At 68.5% G+C, this 16,142-nt stretch carries 13 protein-coding genes and 1 pseudogene; 9 read left to right on the top strand and 5 right to left on the bottom strand.

What is annotated here, in order from left to right:
* Positions 1–20: 20 nt before the first annotated feature.
* From P5P27_RS10855 to P5P27_RS10845, 3 genes are read right to left on the bottom strand one after another with little or no spacing between them, the layout of a single operon-like run.
* On the bottom strand, positions 21–968 hold the full coding sequence (locus P5P27_RS10855) for a LysR substrate-binding domain-containing protein (protein ID WP_260868697.1): 948 nt from the start codon (positions 966–968) through the stop codon (positions 21–23).
* Positions 965–4,360 (bottom strand): pyruvate carboxylase, encoded by a 3,396-nt coding sequence (locus P5P27_RS10850; protein WP_222111394.1) that lies wholly within the window; start codon positions 4,358–4,360, stop codon positions 965–967. The genes P5P27_RS10855 and P5P27_RS10850 overlap by 4 nt, the downstream gene beginning before the upstream one ends.
* A gap of 11 nt (positions 4,361–4,371) precedes the next feature.
* Entirely contained in the window at positions 4,372–5,241 is an 870-nt protein-coding gene (locus tag P5P27_RS10845; protein ID WP_222111400.1) for an alpha/beta hydrolase, read from the bottom strand.
* Between the two features lie 213 nt (positions 5,242–5,454).
* Here P5P27_RS10845 and P5P27_RS10840 point away from each other — a divergent pair, with 213 nt between their 5' ends.
* The 6 genes and pseudogenes from P5P27_RS10840 (at position 5,455) to P5P27_RS10815 (ending at position 11,285) form a co-directional block, all read left to right on the top strand.
* Positions 5,455–6,930 (top strand): 2-hydroxymuconic semialdehyde dehydrogenase, encoded by a 1,476-nt coding sequence (locus P5P27_RS10840; RefSeq protein WP_222111395.1) that lies wholly within the window; start codon positions 5,455–5,457, stop codon positions 6,928–6,930.
* A gap of 35 nt (positions 6,931–6,965) precedes the next feature.
* Positions 6,966–7,778 (top strand): 2-keto-4-pentenoate hydratase, encoded by an 813-nt coding sequence (locus tag P5P27_RS10835; RefSeq protein WP_222111396.1) that lies wholly within the window; start codon positions 6,966–6,968, stop codon positions 7,776–7,778.
* Complete coding sequence (locus tag P5P27_RS10830; protein ID WP_222111397.1) at positions 7,775–8,203, top strand: RidA family protein; 429 nt, start codon at positions 7,775–7,777, stop codon at positions 8,201–8,203. The genes P5P27_RS10835 and P5P27_RS10830 overlap by 4 nt, the downstream gene beginning before the upstream one ends.
* A 33-nt stretch (positions 8,204–8,236) precedes the next feature.
* Positions 8,237–8,758: pseudogene (locus P5P27_RS10825) on the top strand (3-hydroxyanthranilate 3,4-dioxygenase).
* 1 nt (position 8,759) lies between these two features.
* Entirely contained in the window at positions 8,760–9,752 is a 993-nt protein-coding gene (locus P5P27_RS10820; protein ID WP_006895427.1) for an amidohydrolase family protein, read from the top strand.
* A 201-nt stretch (positions 9,753–9,953) separates the two neighbouring features.
* Complete coding sequence (locus P5P27_RS10815) at positions 9,954–11,285, top strand: MFS transporter (RefSeq protein ID WP_222111851.1); 1,332 nt, start codon at positions 9,954–9,956, stop codon at positions 11,283–11,285.
* A 60-nt stretch (positions 11,286–11,345) separates the two neighbouring features.
* Here the strand turns inward: P5P27_RS10815 and P5P27_RS10810 are convergent, their stop codons facing one another.
* Positions 11,346–12,152: an IclR family transcriptional regulator gene (locus P5P27_RS10810; RefSeq protein ID WP_045536798.1), complete on the bottom strand. Its 807-nt coding sequence runs from the start codon at positions 12,150–12,152 to the stop codon at positions 11,346–11,348.
* A gap of 72 nt (positions 12,153–12,224) precedes the next feature.
* On the opposite strand from P5P27_RS10810, the gene P5P27_RS10805 reads away from it, so the two are divergent.
* From P5P27_RS10805 to dmpG, 3 genes are read left to right on the top strand one after another with little or no spacing between them, the layout of a single operon-like run.
* On the top strand, positions 12,225–13,064 hold the full coding sequence (locus P5P27_RS10805) for a 2-keto-4-pentenoate hydratase (protein WP_222111416.1): 840 nt from the start codon (positions 12,225–12,227) through the stop codon (positions 13,062–13,064).
* Entirely contained in the window at positions 13,057–14,022 is a 966-nt protein-coding gene (locus tag P5P27_RS10800; protein ID WP_006895433.1) for an acetaldehyde dehydrogenase (acetylating), read from the top strand. Before P5P27_RS10805 ends, P5P27_RS10800 begins: the two co-directional genes overlap by 8 nt.
* Entirely contained in the window at positions 14,019–15,044 is a 1,026-nt protein-coding gene (gene dmpG / locus P5P27_RS10795) for a 4-hydroxy-2-oxovalerate aldolase (protein WP_222111415.1), read from the top strand. The genes P5P27_RS10800 and dmpG overlap by 4 nt, the downstream gene beginning before the upstream one ends.
* 139 nt (positions 15,045–15,183) lie before the next feature.
* On the opposite strand, the gene coaE is transcribed toward dmpG, so the two are convergent.
* Positions 15,184–16,131 (bottom strand): dephospho-CoA kinase, encoded by a 948-nt coding sequence (coaE, locus tag P5P27_RS10790; protein ID WP_197078043.1) that lies wholly within the window; start codon positions 16,129–16,131, stop codon positions 15,184–15,186.
* Positions 16,132–16,142: the final 11 nt, after the last annotated feature.

Here is a 16,142-nt window from a genome sequence, read left to right as displayed (position 1 = left end):
CCTGTCCGTTTCCTGCAGTCTCACCCGAGCCGTACTTCGGCGACCGTCCGCAGGTGCGCGACGAGAGCCTGGCCCGACGGGCTGAGCGGACGGTCGGCGGCGACGGTGAGTCCGACGCTGTGCCCGATGGATCCGAGGTCCACGTCGAGCGGGGTGAGGCGGGCGTCGCCGCGTCCGATGAGGCTGGGCAGCACAGCGAGCGTCTCCGTATGGTGCAGCAGCTCCCGTACCGTGAGGAAGCTCGTTGCTTCCACACGGTTCTCCGGCAACGCGGTTCCGCTGCGGGCGAACACCGCTTCGAGTTCCCCGCGCAGGGCGGTCTCGACGCCGGGGAGCACCCACGGGTAACCGCGGGTGTCGGCGAGAGAGAACGGTCCGGCCCCCGCGAGGGGATGGGTGGCGCCGGCGAAGACCTCCACCGACTCCTCGTACAACGGGAGACGCGTGATGGTCGATGTGCTCGGCGATGTCAGACGACCGACGATCATATCGATGCGACCCGCCTCGAGCTCGGCGAGCAGCGCTTCCGGCGAGCCCTCTCGCACCACGACGGTGAGTCGCGGATGCTTCGCTTTCAACTGCACAATCGCCTGCGGCAGAAGCACATTCGATCCCGCGAGATGCGTCCCGACGATCACGGTGCCGCGATCGGCGTCCGCCAACTCCACCACATGGCGACCCGCCTGGTTCAGCTGTGCGAGGATCGCCCGCGCGTGCTCGGTGAACGCCGCCCCGAAGATCGTGGGGGTGATTCCCCGCGGGCCGCGCTCATACAGCTCCACACCCACGATCGCCTCGATGTCGCGCAGGCTTCGCGTGGCGACCGGCTGAGTGACGTGGAGTTCCGCGGCTGCGCCGATCACGCTGCCCTGCCGCGACAGCGCGTCGATCAAGACCAGGTGCCGGATCTTCAGCCGGCCGTCGAGCAGTTTCGGCAGATCGATCGACGGCCGGTCCGCCGCACTCATACCCCGGAGGTGATCGTGATCAGCAGGTCGCCGTTCTCCACCTGCGCCACCCCCGGCACCGCGATCCTGTCGACCACGCCGCCCACCGGCGTGGTGATCGCCGCCTCCATCTTCATCGCCTCGATATGGGCGATCGTGTCGCCCGCGGCCACCTCGTCGCCTTCGGACACCTCCAGGGTGACCACGCCGGCGAACGGGGCGGGCACCTGACCGGGAACCGACGGATCGGCCTTCTCGGCCCGCGGCCGTGCGTCTTCGATCGAGCGGTCGCGCACCTGGACCGGCCGCAGCTGGCCGTTGATCCAGCACATCACCGTGCGCATCCCGCGTTCGTCGGCTTCGGAGATCGACTCGAGGCCGAGAAGGAGCGTGACACCGGGTCCGAGTTCCACGACGTGTTCGGTGCCGGGAACCAGACCGTAGAAGAACTCGCGGGTGCCGATCACCGAGGTGTCGCCGAAGGTCTCGCGGTGCTCGATGAATTCCCTGGACGGACCGGGGAACAGCAGCCGTGACAGTGTGGTCCGGCGCGTCTGCGAGTCGGCTGCGAGCCCGGCACGGTCGTCGTCGGTCAGTTCGGCGAGCGGCGGTGCCACGGCCGGCGTGTCGCCGAGCGCCCGGGTGCGGAGCGGTTCGGGCCAACCCGCGGCCGGAGTGCCCAGCTCGCCGCGGAAGAACCCGGTGACCGACTCGGGGAGGTCGACCACCGTCGGATCGGCGGCGAACTGTTCGGCACTGACGCCCGAACCGACGAGAGCGAGGGCGAGGTCGCCGACGACCTTCGACGACGGCGTCACCTTGATGAGGCGGCCGAAGGCCCGGTCGACACCGGCGTAGGCGCGTTCGATCTCCTCGAACCGGTCCGCGAGCCCCAGAGCGGTGGCCTGCGCACGCAGATTCGACAGCTGACCGCCCGGGATCTCATGGGTGTACACGCGGCCGGTCGGAGCGGGGATGCCGGCCTCGAACGGGTGATAGAGCCCGCGCATCGACTCCCAGTAGGGCTCGAGCTCGCAGACCGCGTCGAGGTCGATGCCGGTGTCGCGGTCGGTGTGGGCGGTCGCCGCGACCACCGCCGACATCGACGGTTGGCTGGTACCGCCCGACATCGGGGCCGCGGCCACATCGACCGCGTCCGCGCCGGCGTTCCACGCCGCGAGGTAGGTCGCCAGCTGGCCGCCCGCGGTGTCGTGCGTGTGGACGTGAACGGGAAGGTCGAAACGCGACCGGAGGGCCGTCACGAGCGTGGTGGCGGCCGGGGCGCGCAGCAGCCCGGCCATGTCTTTGACGGCGATGATGTGCGCGCCGGCGTCGACGACGCGCTCGGCCAGCCGGAGATAGTAGTCGAGGGTGTAGAGATCCTCCGCCGGGTCCGTCAGGTCACCGGTGTAACAGAGGGCCACCTCCGCGACCGCAGTGCCGGTCGCGCGCACGGCGTCGATCGCCGGACGCATCTGGTCGACGTCGTTCAGCGCGTCGAAGATGCGGAAGATGTCGACGCCGGTGGCGGCGGCCTCGGCCACGAAGGCATCGGTCACCTCGGTGGGATAAGGGGTGTAGCCGACGGTGTTGCGTCCGCGCAACAGCATCTGCAGGCAGATGTTCGGCACAGCCTCGCGCAGTCGCGCCAGGCGGTCCCACGGATCCTCGTGCAGGAAACGCAGGGCGACGTCGTAGGTCGCACCGCCCCAGGCCTCGATCGACAGCAGTTCCGGGATACTCGAGGAGACGTGGCCGGCGACAGCGGTCAGGTCCTTGGTGCGGACGCGTGTGGCGAGCAGCGACTGGTGCGCGTCGCGGAAGGTGGTGTCGGTGATCGCCAGCGCCTTCTGCGCACGGAGATCGGCGGCGAAGCGTTCGGGGCCGAGGGCGGCGAGCCGCTGGCGGGAGCCCTCCGGCACGGATCGCTCGGATGCCGGCCGCGGCAGCTTGGAGGCCGGGTCCACGCCCGCCGGAGCCTTGCCGTTGGGGGAGTTGACCGTGATGTCGGCCAGGTAGTTCAGCATGCGTGTGCCGCGGTCGGCCGGAGCGTTGCCGTGCAGCAGCTCCGGATGCGCGGCGATGAAGCTGGTGTCGACGGCGCCGGACTGGAACGTCGGATCGTCGAGCACTGCGCGGAGGAACGGGATGTTCGTCGTCACCCCTCGGATGCGGAACTCCATCAGCGCGCGGCGGGCGCGGGCGAGCGCGATGTCGCGAGTGGACCCCCGGCAGGTGAGCTTGACCAGCATGGAGTCGAAGTAGGCGCCGACCTCCGCGCCGACCGTGGTCCCGCCGTCCAGGCGGACGCCGGCGCCGCCGGGCGACCGGTACGCCGTGATGCGTCCGGTGTCGGGCCGGAATTCGTTCGCGGGGTCCTCGGTGGTGATCCGGTACTGCATGGCGGCACCGTGCAGCGCGATCGTGTCCTGCGACAGTCCGAGACCGGCGAGGGTGGCTCCGGCGGCGAGCTGCAACTGGGTCTGGACGAGATCGACGTCGGTCACCTCTTCGGTGACGGTGTGCTCCACCTGGATGCGGGGATTCATCTCGATGAACACGTAGTCGCCGCTGCGGTCCAGGAGGAACTCGACCGTCCCGGCACAGGTGTAGCCGATGTGGCGTGCGTAGCGCACGGCGTCGGCGCACATGCGCTCGCGCAGGTCCGCGGGCAGGTCCGGAGCGGGTGCCTGCTCGATGACCTTCTGATGGCGACGCTGGACGGAGCAGTCGCGCTCATAGAGATGGACGACATCGCCGGTGGCGTCGCCGAGGATCTGGACCTCGATGTGCCGCGGCCCGCTCACCGCCTGCTCGATGTACACCGCACCGTCGCCGAACGCCGACTCCGCTTCGCGGGAGGCCTCTTCGAGCGCCGCGCGCAGGAGCGCGGGATCGTCGACGAGGCGCATGCCGCGGCCACCGCCGCCCGAGACGGCCTTGACGAAGACCGGGAAGGTCATCGACTCGCCGGCGTCCAGCAGCGTCTGCACATCGGTGGAGGGTTCGGTCGACGCCAGGACCGGGAGCCCGGCGGCGCGGGCTTCGGCGATCGCTCGAGACTTGTTGCCCGTCAGCTGAAGGACTTCGGCTGTCGGACCCACGAAGGTGATCCCGGCCGCGGCGCACGCCCGTGCGAGTTCGGGGTTCTCGGAGAGGAATCCGTATCCGGGGTAGACGGCGTCGGCACCGGATTCCTTCGCGACACGGATGATCTCGTCCACATCGAGGTAGGCCCGAACGGGATGCCCGGGCTCGCCGATCCGGTACGCCTCGTCTGCCTTGAACCGGTGGGGAGAGTTCCGGTCCTCGTGCGGGTACACCGCGACGGTGGTGATGCCCAGCTCGACGGCCGCGCGGAGGGCGCGGATCGCGATCTCGCCTCGGTTGGCGACAAGGATCTTGCGGAACATGACGGGGGTCCTCATTTCGGGGTGTGGGTCGGTGCGGTCAGGGCGAAGAGATGATGCACGGCCGACGACAGTTCGGTGTCGCGATCGGCCAGGTCGACGAAGACGTCGAAGTGGTTCCGTCCGGGAACGGTCAGGAGCGGGCCGGCACTTCCGCGGGCCCAATGCCGGTGGAAGTCTCGACTCTGCCGGCGGAAGCCGTCGGCCTCATGCTCGGCCATGGCGATCACCGCCGGAGCGGGATCGTCGGGCAGCGGTGCGAGGGCCGGGCTGAGGTCGGCAGCGGACTGCTCGGTCAGGAAGAGCCACTCGTTCGCCTCGGCGTGGATCAGCGGCCGCAGATCATAGAGTCCGCTGATCAGCAGGCCGGCGTGCACTGCGCGATCGGGCAGCCCGAGGTCGGCCTGCCAACCGCCGATCATGGTGGTCGCGGCGAGGTGAGCACCCGCCGAACTGCCGCAGACCACGATCCTGTTGCGATCGAGGCCGTGAGCGGGTCCGTCGCGATGCACCCATGCGACGGCCGCCCTGACTTGACGGACCATTTCGGGCAGGGAGGTCGCCGGAGCCAGTCCGTAGTCGACAGCGACGGTGGCGATACCGTGGTCGGCCAGTGTGCGCGCCATGAACGCGGTGTCCAGGCGTGACAGCGAGCGCCAGTATCCGCCGTGGACCACCAGGAACACCGGACGGGGAGCGTCGGCGATCCCCCACACGTCGAGCACCTCGTCGCTGTGCTCGTCGTAGGCGACGCCGCGGGCGCCGGGCAGATCCCGGACTGCGCGCTCGGACCGCGTTCGGTAATCGTCCATCACCCTGGCGAAGGTTTCCGGGGACACGGTTCCGCGGGCGCTGTATGCGGCGGCGATCTCGGGGTCGAACAACGGGGCTCCTTCGAACGGCAACGAATCGTCTCCAGGGTCTGGCACGCAACTCATACCCGTCTAATACCGAACACGTACCCGACTATGCCATTTCTGCTATGACGACCGGCACTCCGGTCGGCGGTTGTGACCATCTCCGTTATGACTATTTCGGTATATGAGTGATTCCGCTAGGTATTTGAACCACATGGCGATGCGGATCACAGTGGATTCATGACCGCACCCCACCCCGAATGGATTCGCAACTACGTCGACGGCGCATTCCTCGACCCCGATCCGGCGTCGGCGTTCGACGCGGTCGACCCCGCCACCGGCACCGCGTACGCCAGGGTTCACGAGGCCGGAGCCGAGATCGTCGACCGTGCCGTCGGCTCGGCGCGACGCGCGCTGGCCGCCGGCTGGGCCGACCGACCGGTCGCAGATCGGGCCCGGATCCTCCGTCGTGCCGCCGACCTGATCGAACAGCGCTTCGACGACTTCATCGCCGCAGAGCTCGCCGACACCGGCAAGCCGGTGACACAGGCGCGTGCCCTCGACGTCGCCCGCGCTCCGATGAACTTCCGCGCGTACGCCGACCTGGTGTCGAGCGCCGGCGAGCAGTCGTACCGGACCGACACCGCCGACGGTCGCCGAGCCCTGAACTACACGGTCCGCAAACCGCTCGGCGTGATCGCGATCATCGTCCCCTGGAACCTCCCGCTCCTGCTCCTCACCTGGAAAGTCGCACCGGCGCTCGCCTGCGGGAACGCGGTGGTGGTGAAGCCGAGCGAGGACACTCCCGCCACCGCCTCACTGCTGGCCGAAGTGCTCGCGGAAGCCGGCCTGCCGCGCGGTGTGTACAACGTGGTCCACGGTTTCGGCGCCGATTCGGCCGGGGCGTTCCTGACCGAGCATCCCGGAATCGACGGTGTCACCTTCACCGGATCGTCGGCCACCGGCAGTCACGTCATGCGGACGGTGGCGCCGCGGGTGCGGCCGGTCTCGCTGGAGCTCGGCGGCAAGAACGCGGCGATCGTCTTCGATGACGCGGACGTCGACGAGGCGGTCAAGGGACTGAGCCGGTCGATCTTCACCAACACCGGCCAGGTGTGTCTGTGCACCGAGCGCGTATACGTTCAGCGGCGGATCTTCGACGAGGTGGTGGCCGGCCTGGCGACCGAGGCCGGCTCGCTGCGGCTGGGAGATCCGTTCGACGAGGCGACGACGACCGGCCCGCTCATCTCAGAGAAGCACCGAAGGAAGGTCCTGAGCTACTTCGACCTCGCCCGCGCGGAAGGCGCCGATGTGGTGTGCGGGGGCCGGGTCCCGGACGTGGGAGAGCACCTCGACGGGGGTTCGTGGATCGCGCCGACGCTGTGGACGGGCGTCGACAACAGCAGTCGCGTGATGCGCGAGGAGATCTTCGGCCCGGTGGCCGGTCTGGTCCCGTTCGACACCGAGGAGGAGGCGATCGCACTCGCCAACGACACCGAGTACGGGCTCGCGTCGGTTGTCTGGACCGACGATCTGCGTCGCGGTCACCGCGTCGCCGCGCGGATGAACGTCGGGCTCTCGTGGGTCAACACCTGGTACCTGCGTGATCTGCGAGCCCCGTTCGGCGGCGTCGGGCTCTCCGGCATCGGCCGCGAGGGCGGAGAATCCTCGCTGCACTTCTACACCGAACCGACCAACGTCTGCCTGCAACTGTGACCACCACACCTCCGTCCGAAGCGAAAGGACCGCATATGCACACCACCGACGACGAGGCGGCCGCGCTGGCCGGCCGTCTCGACCACGCCCAGACCGGATGTCGAGAGACCCCGAGCATCGAACGCGATCCCGCGGTCGGCATCGCCTTCGACGTCGACCTCGCATATCGGGTGCAGGAAGAACTGATCGGGCTGCGAACGGCGCGCGGCGAGAGCGTGCTCGGAGTGAAACTCGGGTTCACCAGCAAGGCCAAGATGGCGCAGATGGGCGTTTCCGACGTCATCGTGGGCCGGCTCACCGACGCGATGACCGTCGCGAACGGCGGCACGGTGGACCTCGGTAAGTTCATCCACCCGAAGGCGGAGCCGGAGGTGGCGTATCTGCTCTCGCGCGATGTGCGCCTCGACGACCCGAACGAGGACATCCTCGACGCGGTCTCGGCGGTCGCTCCGGCGGTGGAGGTCATCGACTCGCGTTATCTGGACTTCGCCTTCACCTACGCCGACGTGGTGGCCGACAACACCTCGGCGGCCGGATATGCGATCGGGGAGTGGTCGCCGCTGTGCGACGCGGCGGACCTCGACGTGACCCTGCGCGTCGGCGCCGACTCGGTGCACGGTTCCACCGCCGCGATCCTCGGCGATCCGGCTCAGGCCCTGCTCGCGCTCCTCGACATGTGCCGGCGGCGGCGCATTCCGCTCGAGGCCGGCCACGTGATACTCGCCGGCGCAGCGACCGCCGCGCTGCCGCTCACCGCCTCCACGCCCGACGGCACGGACGTGCAGTGCACCGTCGAAGGACTCGGAACGGTGTCCTTCACGGCAGTCGGAGAGGCGGCCCGCCGATGAGCGCCGCCGGCGCCAAGGCGCTCGTCGTCAGCGGAAAAGCCACCCCTCGAGGACGATTCCCGCACGTGAAGACGGTCGGCGATCTGATCTTCGTCTCCGGCACCAGCTCGCGCCGTCCGGACAACACGTTCGTCGGCGTCGAGGTCGACGAGATGGGCACCGCCTCCCTCGACATCGAGGCGCAGACGCGAGCGGTGATCGAGAACATCCGCGACATCCTCGCCGAGGTCGGCGCCGGACTCGACGACCTCTGTCAGGTCACGGCCTACCTCGTGTCGATGAACGATTTCGGCGCCTACAACCGCGTCTACGGCGAGTACTTCGACGAGAACGGTCCCACGCGGACCACCGTCGCCGTGCACCAGCTCCCGCATCCGCACCTGCTCATCGAGATCCAGGCGATCGCACATCGCCGGCGGCCGTGACTCGGCCACCCACTCACAACCCCAGGAGTTCCCATGACGACCATTCCGCCCGTCATCGATTTCCAGCGCTGGATCGACGACAACCGCCATCTGCTCAAGCCGCCGGTGAACAACCAGATGATGGCGCTCGGAGACGACTTCATCATTCAGGTGGTCGGCGGCCCCAACGAGCGCTACGACTACCACTACGAGCCGTAGGAGGAGTGGTTCTACCAGCTCCGCGGCGACATCCACGTCAACCTGATGACCGAGGACGGGCCGCGACGGGTCGATGTCCGGGAAGGGGAGACGTGGCTGATGCCTGCGAACATTCCGCATTCGCCGCAGCGGCCCGACCCCGATTCGATCGGTCTGGTGATCGAGCGGGTCCGCAAGGAGGGCACGCTGGAGAAGTTCCAGTGGTATTGCCTGGAATGCCACACCAAGCTGCACGAGGTGGAGTTGCAGGTGCGCGACCTCGTCGAGGACATGCCTCCGGTCTTCGACTCCTTCGGTTCCGATGAGCAGGCCAGGACCTGCCGTGAATGCGGCGCCCTCCATCCGGGGAAGGGCTGAAGTGAGCGACATCATCGACGTCCACACCCACTATGTGCCGAAGGGATGGCCCGACCTGCGCGACGTCGCCGGTCCCGAAGCGCCGTGGCTGCGTGTGGAGTCCGAACGCGAGGCGATGATGATGACCGGCGACGTCGAGTTCCGCCGGATCCAGTCCGACGCGTGGGATCCGGAGGTGCGCCTGCGCGATATGGACGCGGACGGGGTGGCGACCCAGGTGGTCTCGCCGACGCCGGTGTTCTTCAATTACGCGAGGACCGGTGAACAGGCCGCGCGGATCTCCGCGGTGTTCAACGATCTGGCACTCGAGATCGTCGACGCGGCCGGCGAACGGATGATCCCGTTCTGTCAGGTGCCGCTGCAGGATCCCGATCTCGCATGCGAGGAACTCGACCGGTGCCTCGCCAACGGGCACCGCGGCGTCGAGATCGGCAACCACGTCGGCGATCGTGATCTGGACGACGAAGGCGTCGTCACCTTTCTGCAGCACTGCGCCGACCGCGACGTCCCCGTCTTCGTTCACCCCTGGGACATGGCGGGATCGCCGCGACTGGACCGTTGGATGGCGCGATGGCTGGTGGGGATGCCCGCTGAGTCGCATCTGTCGATTCTGGCGATGATCCTCGGCGGCACCTTCGACCGAGTGGACGAGCGGCTCAAGATCGCCTTCGCGCACGGCGGCGGCTCGTTCGCCTTCTGGCTCGGTCGGATGGAGAACGCCTGGCATCGGCGCCACGATGTCATCGGCACCTCCGAATATCCGCCGTCTCACTATCTCGGACGGTTCTACGTCGATTCGGTGGTCTTCGACGAACGCGCGTTGCGGTTGCTGGTCGACACGATCGGGCGCGACCGGGTGCTGGTGGGCAGCGACTACCCCTATCCGCTCGGAGAGCGGCCGGTCGGCGAAGTGGTGCGAAAGAGCGAATTCCTGGATTCGACCACCCGATCGCTGATCACACACGGGAACGCCGAGCGCTTCCTGGGACTCTGAGTCTCCCCGCACCGGAGCCGGGCGGTGTCCGGCCGCCGGGTGGTGCGCCGACGGCCCGCTCCATCCCTATGCCCGCGGGGGCATCGGTACCGCGGCGAAAGGCATTTCTCACGCGCCGCCGTATGCCGTCTTCTGAATGTGACCCCGATTACTGAGCGTTCGTCGGCGTCGTCACCTCACACCTATGAAAGGCCGATATCGATGTTCACCCGATCCTCCGACAAGGCGCTGAGCGATCAGCAGGCGCGACGCCGGGTCGCCTCGGCGATGCTCGTCGGCACCACTCTCGAGTGGTACGACTTCTTCCTCTACGGCACAGCTGCCGCATTGATCTTCAACAAACAGTTCTTCCCGTCCCTGAGTCCCGCCGCCGGCACGCTCGCGGCCTTCAGCACGTTCGCCGTCGGCTTCGTCGCGCGTCCGCTCGGTGGGCTCGTCTTCGGTCACTTCGGCGATCGGGTCGGACGGCGGAACACGCTCATCGTCTCGCTCCTGATGATGGGTGCGGCCTCGACGCTGATCGGCGTGGTGCCCAACTACGGGTCCATCGGAGTGTGGGCGCCGGTCCTGCTGGTGCTGCTTCGCGTGGTCCAGGGGCTCGGTCTCGGCGGCGAGGGTGCCGGCGCCACGCTGATGTCGATGGAGCACGCGCCCGCAGGCAAGCGGAACCTCTACGCGGGTTTCCCGCAGATGGGCACTCCCGCCGGACTGGTCCTGGCGAACGTCGTCTTCCTGACCACCAATGCGGTGATGCCGTCCGGAGCCTTCGACGCGTGGGGCTGGCGGATCCCGTTCCTGCTCAGCGCGGTGCTTGTGGTGATCGGTCTGGTGATCCGCCTGCACGTCGAGGAGTCGCCCTCGTTCAGCCGGGTCGTCAGTCACCGGGCCGTCGAGCGGTTCCCGCTGCGAGAGGCGATGCGCGTGGGTGTCGGGCGGATGGCACTGACGCTCGGCGTGATGATCGCGAACTCGGCGGTGGCCTACGTGTTCATGGTCTTCACCCTCTCGTACGGCACCGAACACCTCGATTACAGCCGTTCCTTCCTCATCGTCTGCGTCTCGGTCGCGGCCGTGATCTGGTTCGCGACCATCCCGTTCTGGACTCGGATCGCCGACCGCAGCGGCCGGCGCTCCATGTTCGTCGGAGGGTCGGTCGCGCTGCTGATCTGGTGTCTGGTCTTCCTGCCGATGCTCGGCACGGGCAGTGCGGTGATCACCGCCGCGGCATTCCTCGGAATGGGCCTCATCGTGCCGATCACGCACAGCGTCCAGGGCGCGATCATCGCCGACACCTTCCCGGCCGCCGTCCGCTACTCGGGAACTTCGCTGATCCTGCAGGTCGGCGCGATTCTGGGCGGGGGACTGGCACCGATCGTCTCTTCGGCGCTGGTCGGGGAGTCCGGTGGCGCCGCCGGCGTCACTGCGTATCTCGCCGTTGTCTGCCTGCTCAGCCTGGTGTGCGCGGTGGTGCTGTTCTCTCGGGTGCCGGAGCCGGAACCCGCTGAGGCGGCCGCCGAAGGTGCGACCGTGTGACGACTCGCGACACTCCGGCGACGAGGCGGGGCGGCCGATTCGATCGGCCGCCCCGCCTCGTCAACGCAGCGTGCGTCGACGGTCGAGGGTGGACGCGATCCCGGTCGCTGCGGCGCGGACCGCGTCGGTGTGCGCCTCGGGTCGGTACCGCGTGAGCGGACCGGTCACGCTGACCGCGGCCACCACGGTGTTGTTCGCGACGTCCAGGATCGGCGCCGCGACGCACGCGATGCCGGGAGCCGACTCCTCGTACTCGAAGGCCGCTCCGGATTCGCGGATGGCATCGAGTTGGCGCGCCAGGATGCCCGGCGCGACGATCGTTCGCGGGGTGCGGCGGGGGAGCGGTCCGGCGAGGACGCTCTGCTGCAGAGCGGGATCCGAGTGCGCCAAGAGTGCCTTGCCGATCCCCGTGCAGTGCAACGGCATCCGGCCGCCTGTGCGCGAGGGCGCGCTGGCCTGACGGTGACCGCCGATCTTCGCCACGTAGACCACCTCGTGGCCGTCGAGGACACCCAGGTGCACGGTCTCCCGGGTTCGCCCGTAGAGGTCCTGGAGGAAGGGCATCGCGATCTCCAGCAGACTGCGTTCCACCGACGCGAGCATCCCGAGTTCGAACAGGCCGCCGGACAGTCGGTACCCGTCGTCGGTCCGGTCGAGGAGCCGGACCCCGACGAGTTCACCGGCCAGCCGATGCACCGTCGCCTTGTGCAGACCGGTGCGGCGCACCAGTTCGGCGAGGCTCAGTTCGTTGTCGTCGACAGTGAAGGCCCGGAGGATGGTCACCACTTTGCCGACGACGGTGGCGCGGTCCACGGCGTGCTCGCCGTCGCCCGGATCCGACGGTTTCGAGGGCGTCGTTCTGGCCATGCGGACGACACTACCGCCTCCGTCTCGCTCAGCGAGACGACGCTCTTCTCTTCGGGCGGCGCAGCGGTGAGCATGGTCACCATGATCGAGACCACCGAACGCGAACCGGCGCAGAATCCGGTCGCCGAAGACCAGGCCGCGCAGCGGCTGCTCACCGCCCTCCAGACCAGACAGGCGTGCACTCCGGTGCGCGACCTGATCGGACCCACGGATCTGGCCGCGGCCTACCGCGTCCAGGAACGGCTGACCGCGGGCCGGGTGTCCGGCGGCGCGACGATCGTCGGCCGCAAGATCGGCCTCACCTCTGCCGCCGTTCAAGACCAGATGGGCGTCGACCAGCCCGACTTCGGCGTCCTCTTCGACGACATGGCGTACGGCGACGGCGAGGTGGTTCCGATCGACCGGCTGCTGCAGCCCAAGGCCGAGGCGGAGGTCGCCTTCGTCTTGAAGAAGGATCTCGCCGACGGTCCGCTCGACATCGAACAGATCCGCGATGCGATCGACTACGGAGTCGCCGCACTGGAGGTCTGCGACAGCCGCATCGACGGCTGGGACATCGCATTCGCCGACACGGTCGCCGACAACGCCTCCTCGGGGGTCTACGTCCTCGGCACCGACCGCAGGACGCTCGACGAGTTCCGTCCCGTCGACGTCGGCATGTCGATGCTCATCAACGGCGAGGAGGTCTCGACCGGTGAGGGCGCGGCCTGCCTCGGAGACCCGCTCAACGCCGTCGCCTGGTTGGCCCGGGCCGCCCGCGACTTCGGCGAACCCCTGCGCGCGGGTCAGGTGATCCTGTCCGGAGCGCTCGGCCCCATGCGCCCGATTCAACCCGGAGACGAGGTGACCGTCGTGATCGACGGCCTCGGATCGGTGAAAGCCCGTTTCAGTGAAGGGAACTCCCATGAGTAAGACGTCAGGCGGCAAGACGAAGGTCGCCATCATCGGCTCCGGCAACATCGGGACCGATCTGATGATCAAGGTGCTGCGGACCGCCAAGCACCTCGAGATGGGTGCGATGGTCGGCATCGATCCCGACTCCGACGGCCTGGCCCGCGCCCAGCGCCTCGGCGTGCCCACCACGCACGAAGGCGTCGAGGGTCTCGTCGCGATGCCGAACTTCGACGAGATCGAGATCGTCTTCGACGCCACCTCGGCCAAAGCCCACGAGCACAATGCGTCGATCCTGCAGCCGCTGGGCAAGCGGTTGATCGACCTGACGCCGGCGGCCATCGGACCGTACGTGGTGCCGGCGGTGAACATCGGCGACCATCTCGATGCGCAGAACGTCAACATGGTGACCTGCGGCGGGCAGGCGACCATCCCGATCGTCGCCGCGGTGTCCCGCGTGGCGCCGGTCGCCTACGCCGAGATCGTCGCGTCCATCGCGTCCAAGTCGGCCGGACCCGGCACCCGCGCCAACATCGACGAGTTCACCGAGACCACGTCGGCGGCCATCGAGCAGGTCGGCGGGGCCCGCAACGGCAAGGCCATCATCATCCTGAACCCGGCCGAGCCGCCGCTGATCATGCGCGACACCGTGTATGCGCTGGTCGATGCGCCGGACCTGGACACTCAGGAGCGGATCCGCAATTCGGTCGAGAAGATGGTCGCGGACGTCTCCGCATACGTCCCGGGGTACCGACTGAAGCAGAAGGTACAGATCAACCCGATCGCCGAGGGGTCGCCGGTTCAGACGCTGATGACCCAGGAGCCGGAGTCGGCTCCCACCCACCAGGTGTCGGTCTTCCTCGAAGTCGAGGGTGCCGCGCACTATCTGCCGGCCTATGCCGGGAACCTCGACATCATGACGTCCGCGGGCCTGCAGTACGCGGAGCGGATCGCAGCGCTGAAGGAGTCCAACGCATGAGCACCCCCATCTTCGTCCAGGACGTCACGCTGCGTGACGGCATGCATGCCATCCGCCATCAGATCAGCACCGACGACGTCAAGCGCATCGTCTCTGCGCTCGACGAGGCCGGCGTCGACGCCATCGAGGTTGCGCACGGCGACGGTCTGGCGGGCGGCTCGGTGAACTACGGGCCCGGTTCCAACACCGACTGGGAGTGGATCGAGGCCGCGGCGAGTGTTCTGAAGAACGCACGGCTCACCACTCTGCTGCTGCCGGGCGTGGGCACTGTCGAGGAACTGAAGCACGCATGGGATCTCGGCGTCCGGTCGGTCCGCATCGCGACGCACTGCACCGAGGCCGACGTCTCCGCACAGCACATCGCCGCGGCGCGGGAGATCGGCATGGACGTCTCGGGCTTCCTGATGCTCTCGCACATGTCGACCCCCGAGAAGCTGGCGGAGCAGGCCAAGCTGATGGAGAGCTACGGCGCGCGCTGCGTGTACATCACCGATTCGGGCGGACGCCTGACGATGAACGACGTGGTCGCGCGAGTGAAGGCCTACCGGGCCGTGCTGAATCCGGAGACCGAGATCGGCATCCACGCTCACGAGAACCTCTCGCTGTCGGTCGCCAACTCGGTGGTCGCGGTCGAGAACGGCGTCTACCGCGTCGACGCCTCGCTGGCCGGCCACGGTGCCGGAGCGGGCAACTGCCCGATCGAGCCCTTCGTCGCCGTCGCGAATCTGTCGGGCTTCGAGCACCGCTGCGACCTGAACAAGCTGGAGGACGCGGCCGACGACATCGTCCGGCCACTGCAGGACCGCCCGGTCCGCGTCGACCGCGAGACGCTCACGCTCGGATACGCCGGCGTGTACTCGTCGTTCCTGCGTCACGCCGAGGCCGCGGCCAAACGGTACGACCTCGACGTGCGCGACATCCTCACCGTGTGCGGTGAACGGCGTCTGGTCGGTGGCCAGGAGGACATGATCGTCGACATCGCCCTCACTCTGGTGGCGGAGCGCGACGGCGAGGTCGCCTAGCATCTCGCTCAATTCGACGAAGCCCGCGCGGTCACCGACTGCGCGGGCTTCGTCGTGCCGAGCGGATACCGGCCCCTGTCTGGCGTCGTCGGCGCTGATTCGACGGGCGACCGGAGTCTGACGTCCGCCACGCGAACCGCTACGCCGACGGCGCTACCGGACGCACGTGCACGCGGACCGGACGCGCCGGATCGGCGCTGGCGTGCAGGCGTTCGTCCTCGGACGACGACAGCCGCGGGAACCCGCCGTCGGCGAGTGCGTCCGCGAGCGAATCCGCGGATCCGAGGTCGGCGACCGTCACCCGGATATCGATCACCGGTGGCGCCGACTGCCCGACGACGGCGGTCGGGCCGACGTGCTCGACCGCCGTCGCTCCGGCCCCGACCAGCGCCCATACGCGGTTCACGACGCGGCGTCCCAATACGGCCCACCAAGGGTCGTACTCCTGTGGCCGTGTCGGCAGCTCGGCACAGACGCGGCCGGCGACGTTGTCGCGCAACGGAATCAATCGCTCGTTCCAGACGCGCAGAGCCTGAGCCGCGAGCTCGTCCGGGGTCCCCGAGTTGTCGAGCCAGATGTCGGCGACGTCTCGACGCTGGTCGTCCGTCGCCTGCGCCGCGATTCGGGACCGCGCGTCTTCGGGATCCATGCCGCGCAGATTCACCAGGCGGTCCAGCCGGACGTCCGCATCCGCGTGCACCACGGCGACCACGTGATAGAACGGCGCCATGTTCCCTTCGACGAGGAGCGGGACGTCGTGAAGGATGATCGCGTCGGCGGGCGCCGCGTCGGTGAGCTCCTGGGTCCGCGCGCCGATCAATGGATGCGTGATCGAGTTCAGGAGCTTGCGACTGTCGTCGTCGACGAATGCACGCGCCGCGAGGGCCGGACGGTCGAGAGCGCCGTCGGCGTCGAGGATCTCCGGTCCGAAGGCGTCGACGAGCTGAGCCAGACCCGGCGTGCCGGGCTCCACCACCTCGCGGGCGATGCGGTCGGCGTCGACGTGATACGCGCCGTGTTCGATGAAGGTCTTGGCAACCGTCGATTTGCCGGCGCCGATGCCGCCGGTGAGTCCCACTCTGATCACGAGTCCCAGTG

The organism is Gordonia sihwensis, from assembly GCF_029632925.1.
Classification (GTDB): Bacteria; Actinomycetota; Actinomycetes; order Mycobacteriales; family Mycobacteriaceae; genus Gordonia; species Gordonia sihwensis.
Note: the sequence above shows the minus strand (reverse complement) of the source record. Positions and strands in the feature narration are given on the sequence as shown.

Bases quoted from the DNA above. Each gene is read 5' to 3' on its own strand.
- P5P27_RS10855 (WP_260868697.1), bottom strand. From the start codon at position 968: ATGAGTGCGGCGGACCGGCCGTCGATCGATCTGCCGAAACTGCTCGAC.
- P5P27_RS10850 (WP_222111394.1), bottom strand. From the start codon at position 4,360: ATGTTCCGCAAGATCCTTGTCGCCAACCGAGGCGAGATCGCGATCCGC.
- P5P27_RS10840 (WP_222111395.1), top strand. From the start codon at position 5,455: ATGACCGCACCCCACCCCGAATGGATTCGCAACTACGTCGACGGCGCA.
- P5P27_RS10835 (WP_222111396.1), top strand. From the start codon at position 6,966: ATGCACACCACCGACGACGAGGCGGCCGCGCTGGCCGGCCGTCTCGAC.
- P5P27_RS10830 (WP_222111397.1), top strand. From the start codon at position 7,775: ATGAGCGCCGCCGGCGCCAAGGCGCTCGTCGTCAGCGGAAAAGCCACC.
- P5P27_RS10815 (WP_222111851.1), top strand. From the start codon at position 9,954: ATGTTCACCCGATCCTCCGACAAGGCGCTGAGCGATCAGCAGGCGCGA.
- P5P27_RS10810 (WP_045536798.1), bottom strand. From the start codon at position 12,152: ATGGCCAGAACGACGCCCTCGAAACCGTCGGATCCGGGCGACGGCGAG.
- P5P27_RS10805 (WP_222111416.1), top strand. From the start codon at position 12,225: ATGGTCACCATGATCGAGACCACCGAACGCGAACCGGCGCAGAATCCG.
- P5P27_RS10800 (WP_006895433.1), top strand. From the start codon at position 13,057: ATGAGTAAGACGTCAGGCGGCAAGACGAAGGTCGCCATCATCGGCTCC.
- dmpG (WP_222111415.1), top strand. From the start codon at position 14,019: ATGAGCACCCCCATCTTCGTCCAGGACGTCACGCTGCGTGACGGCATG.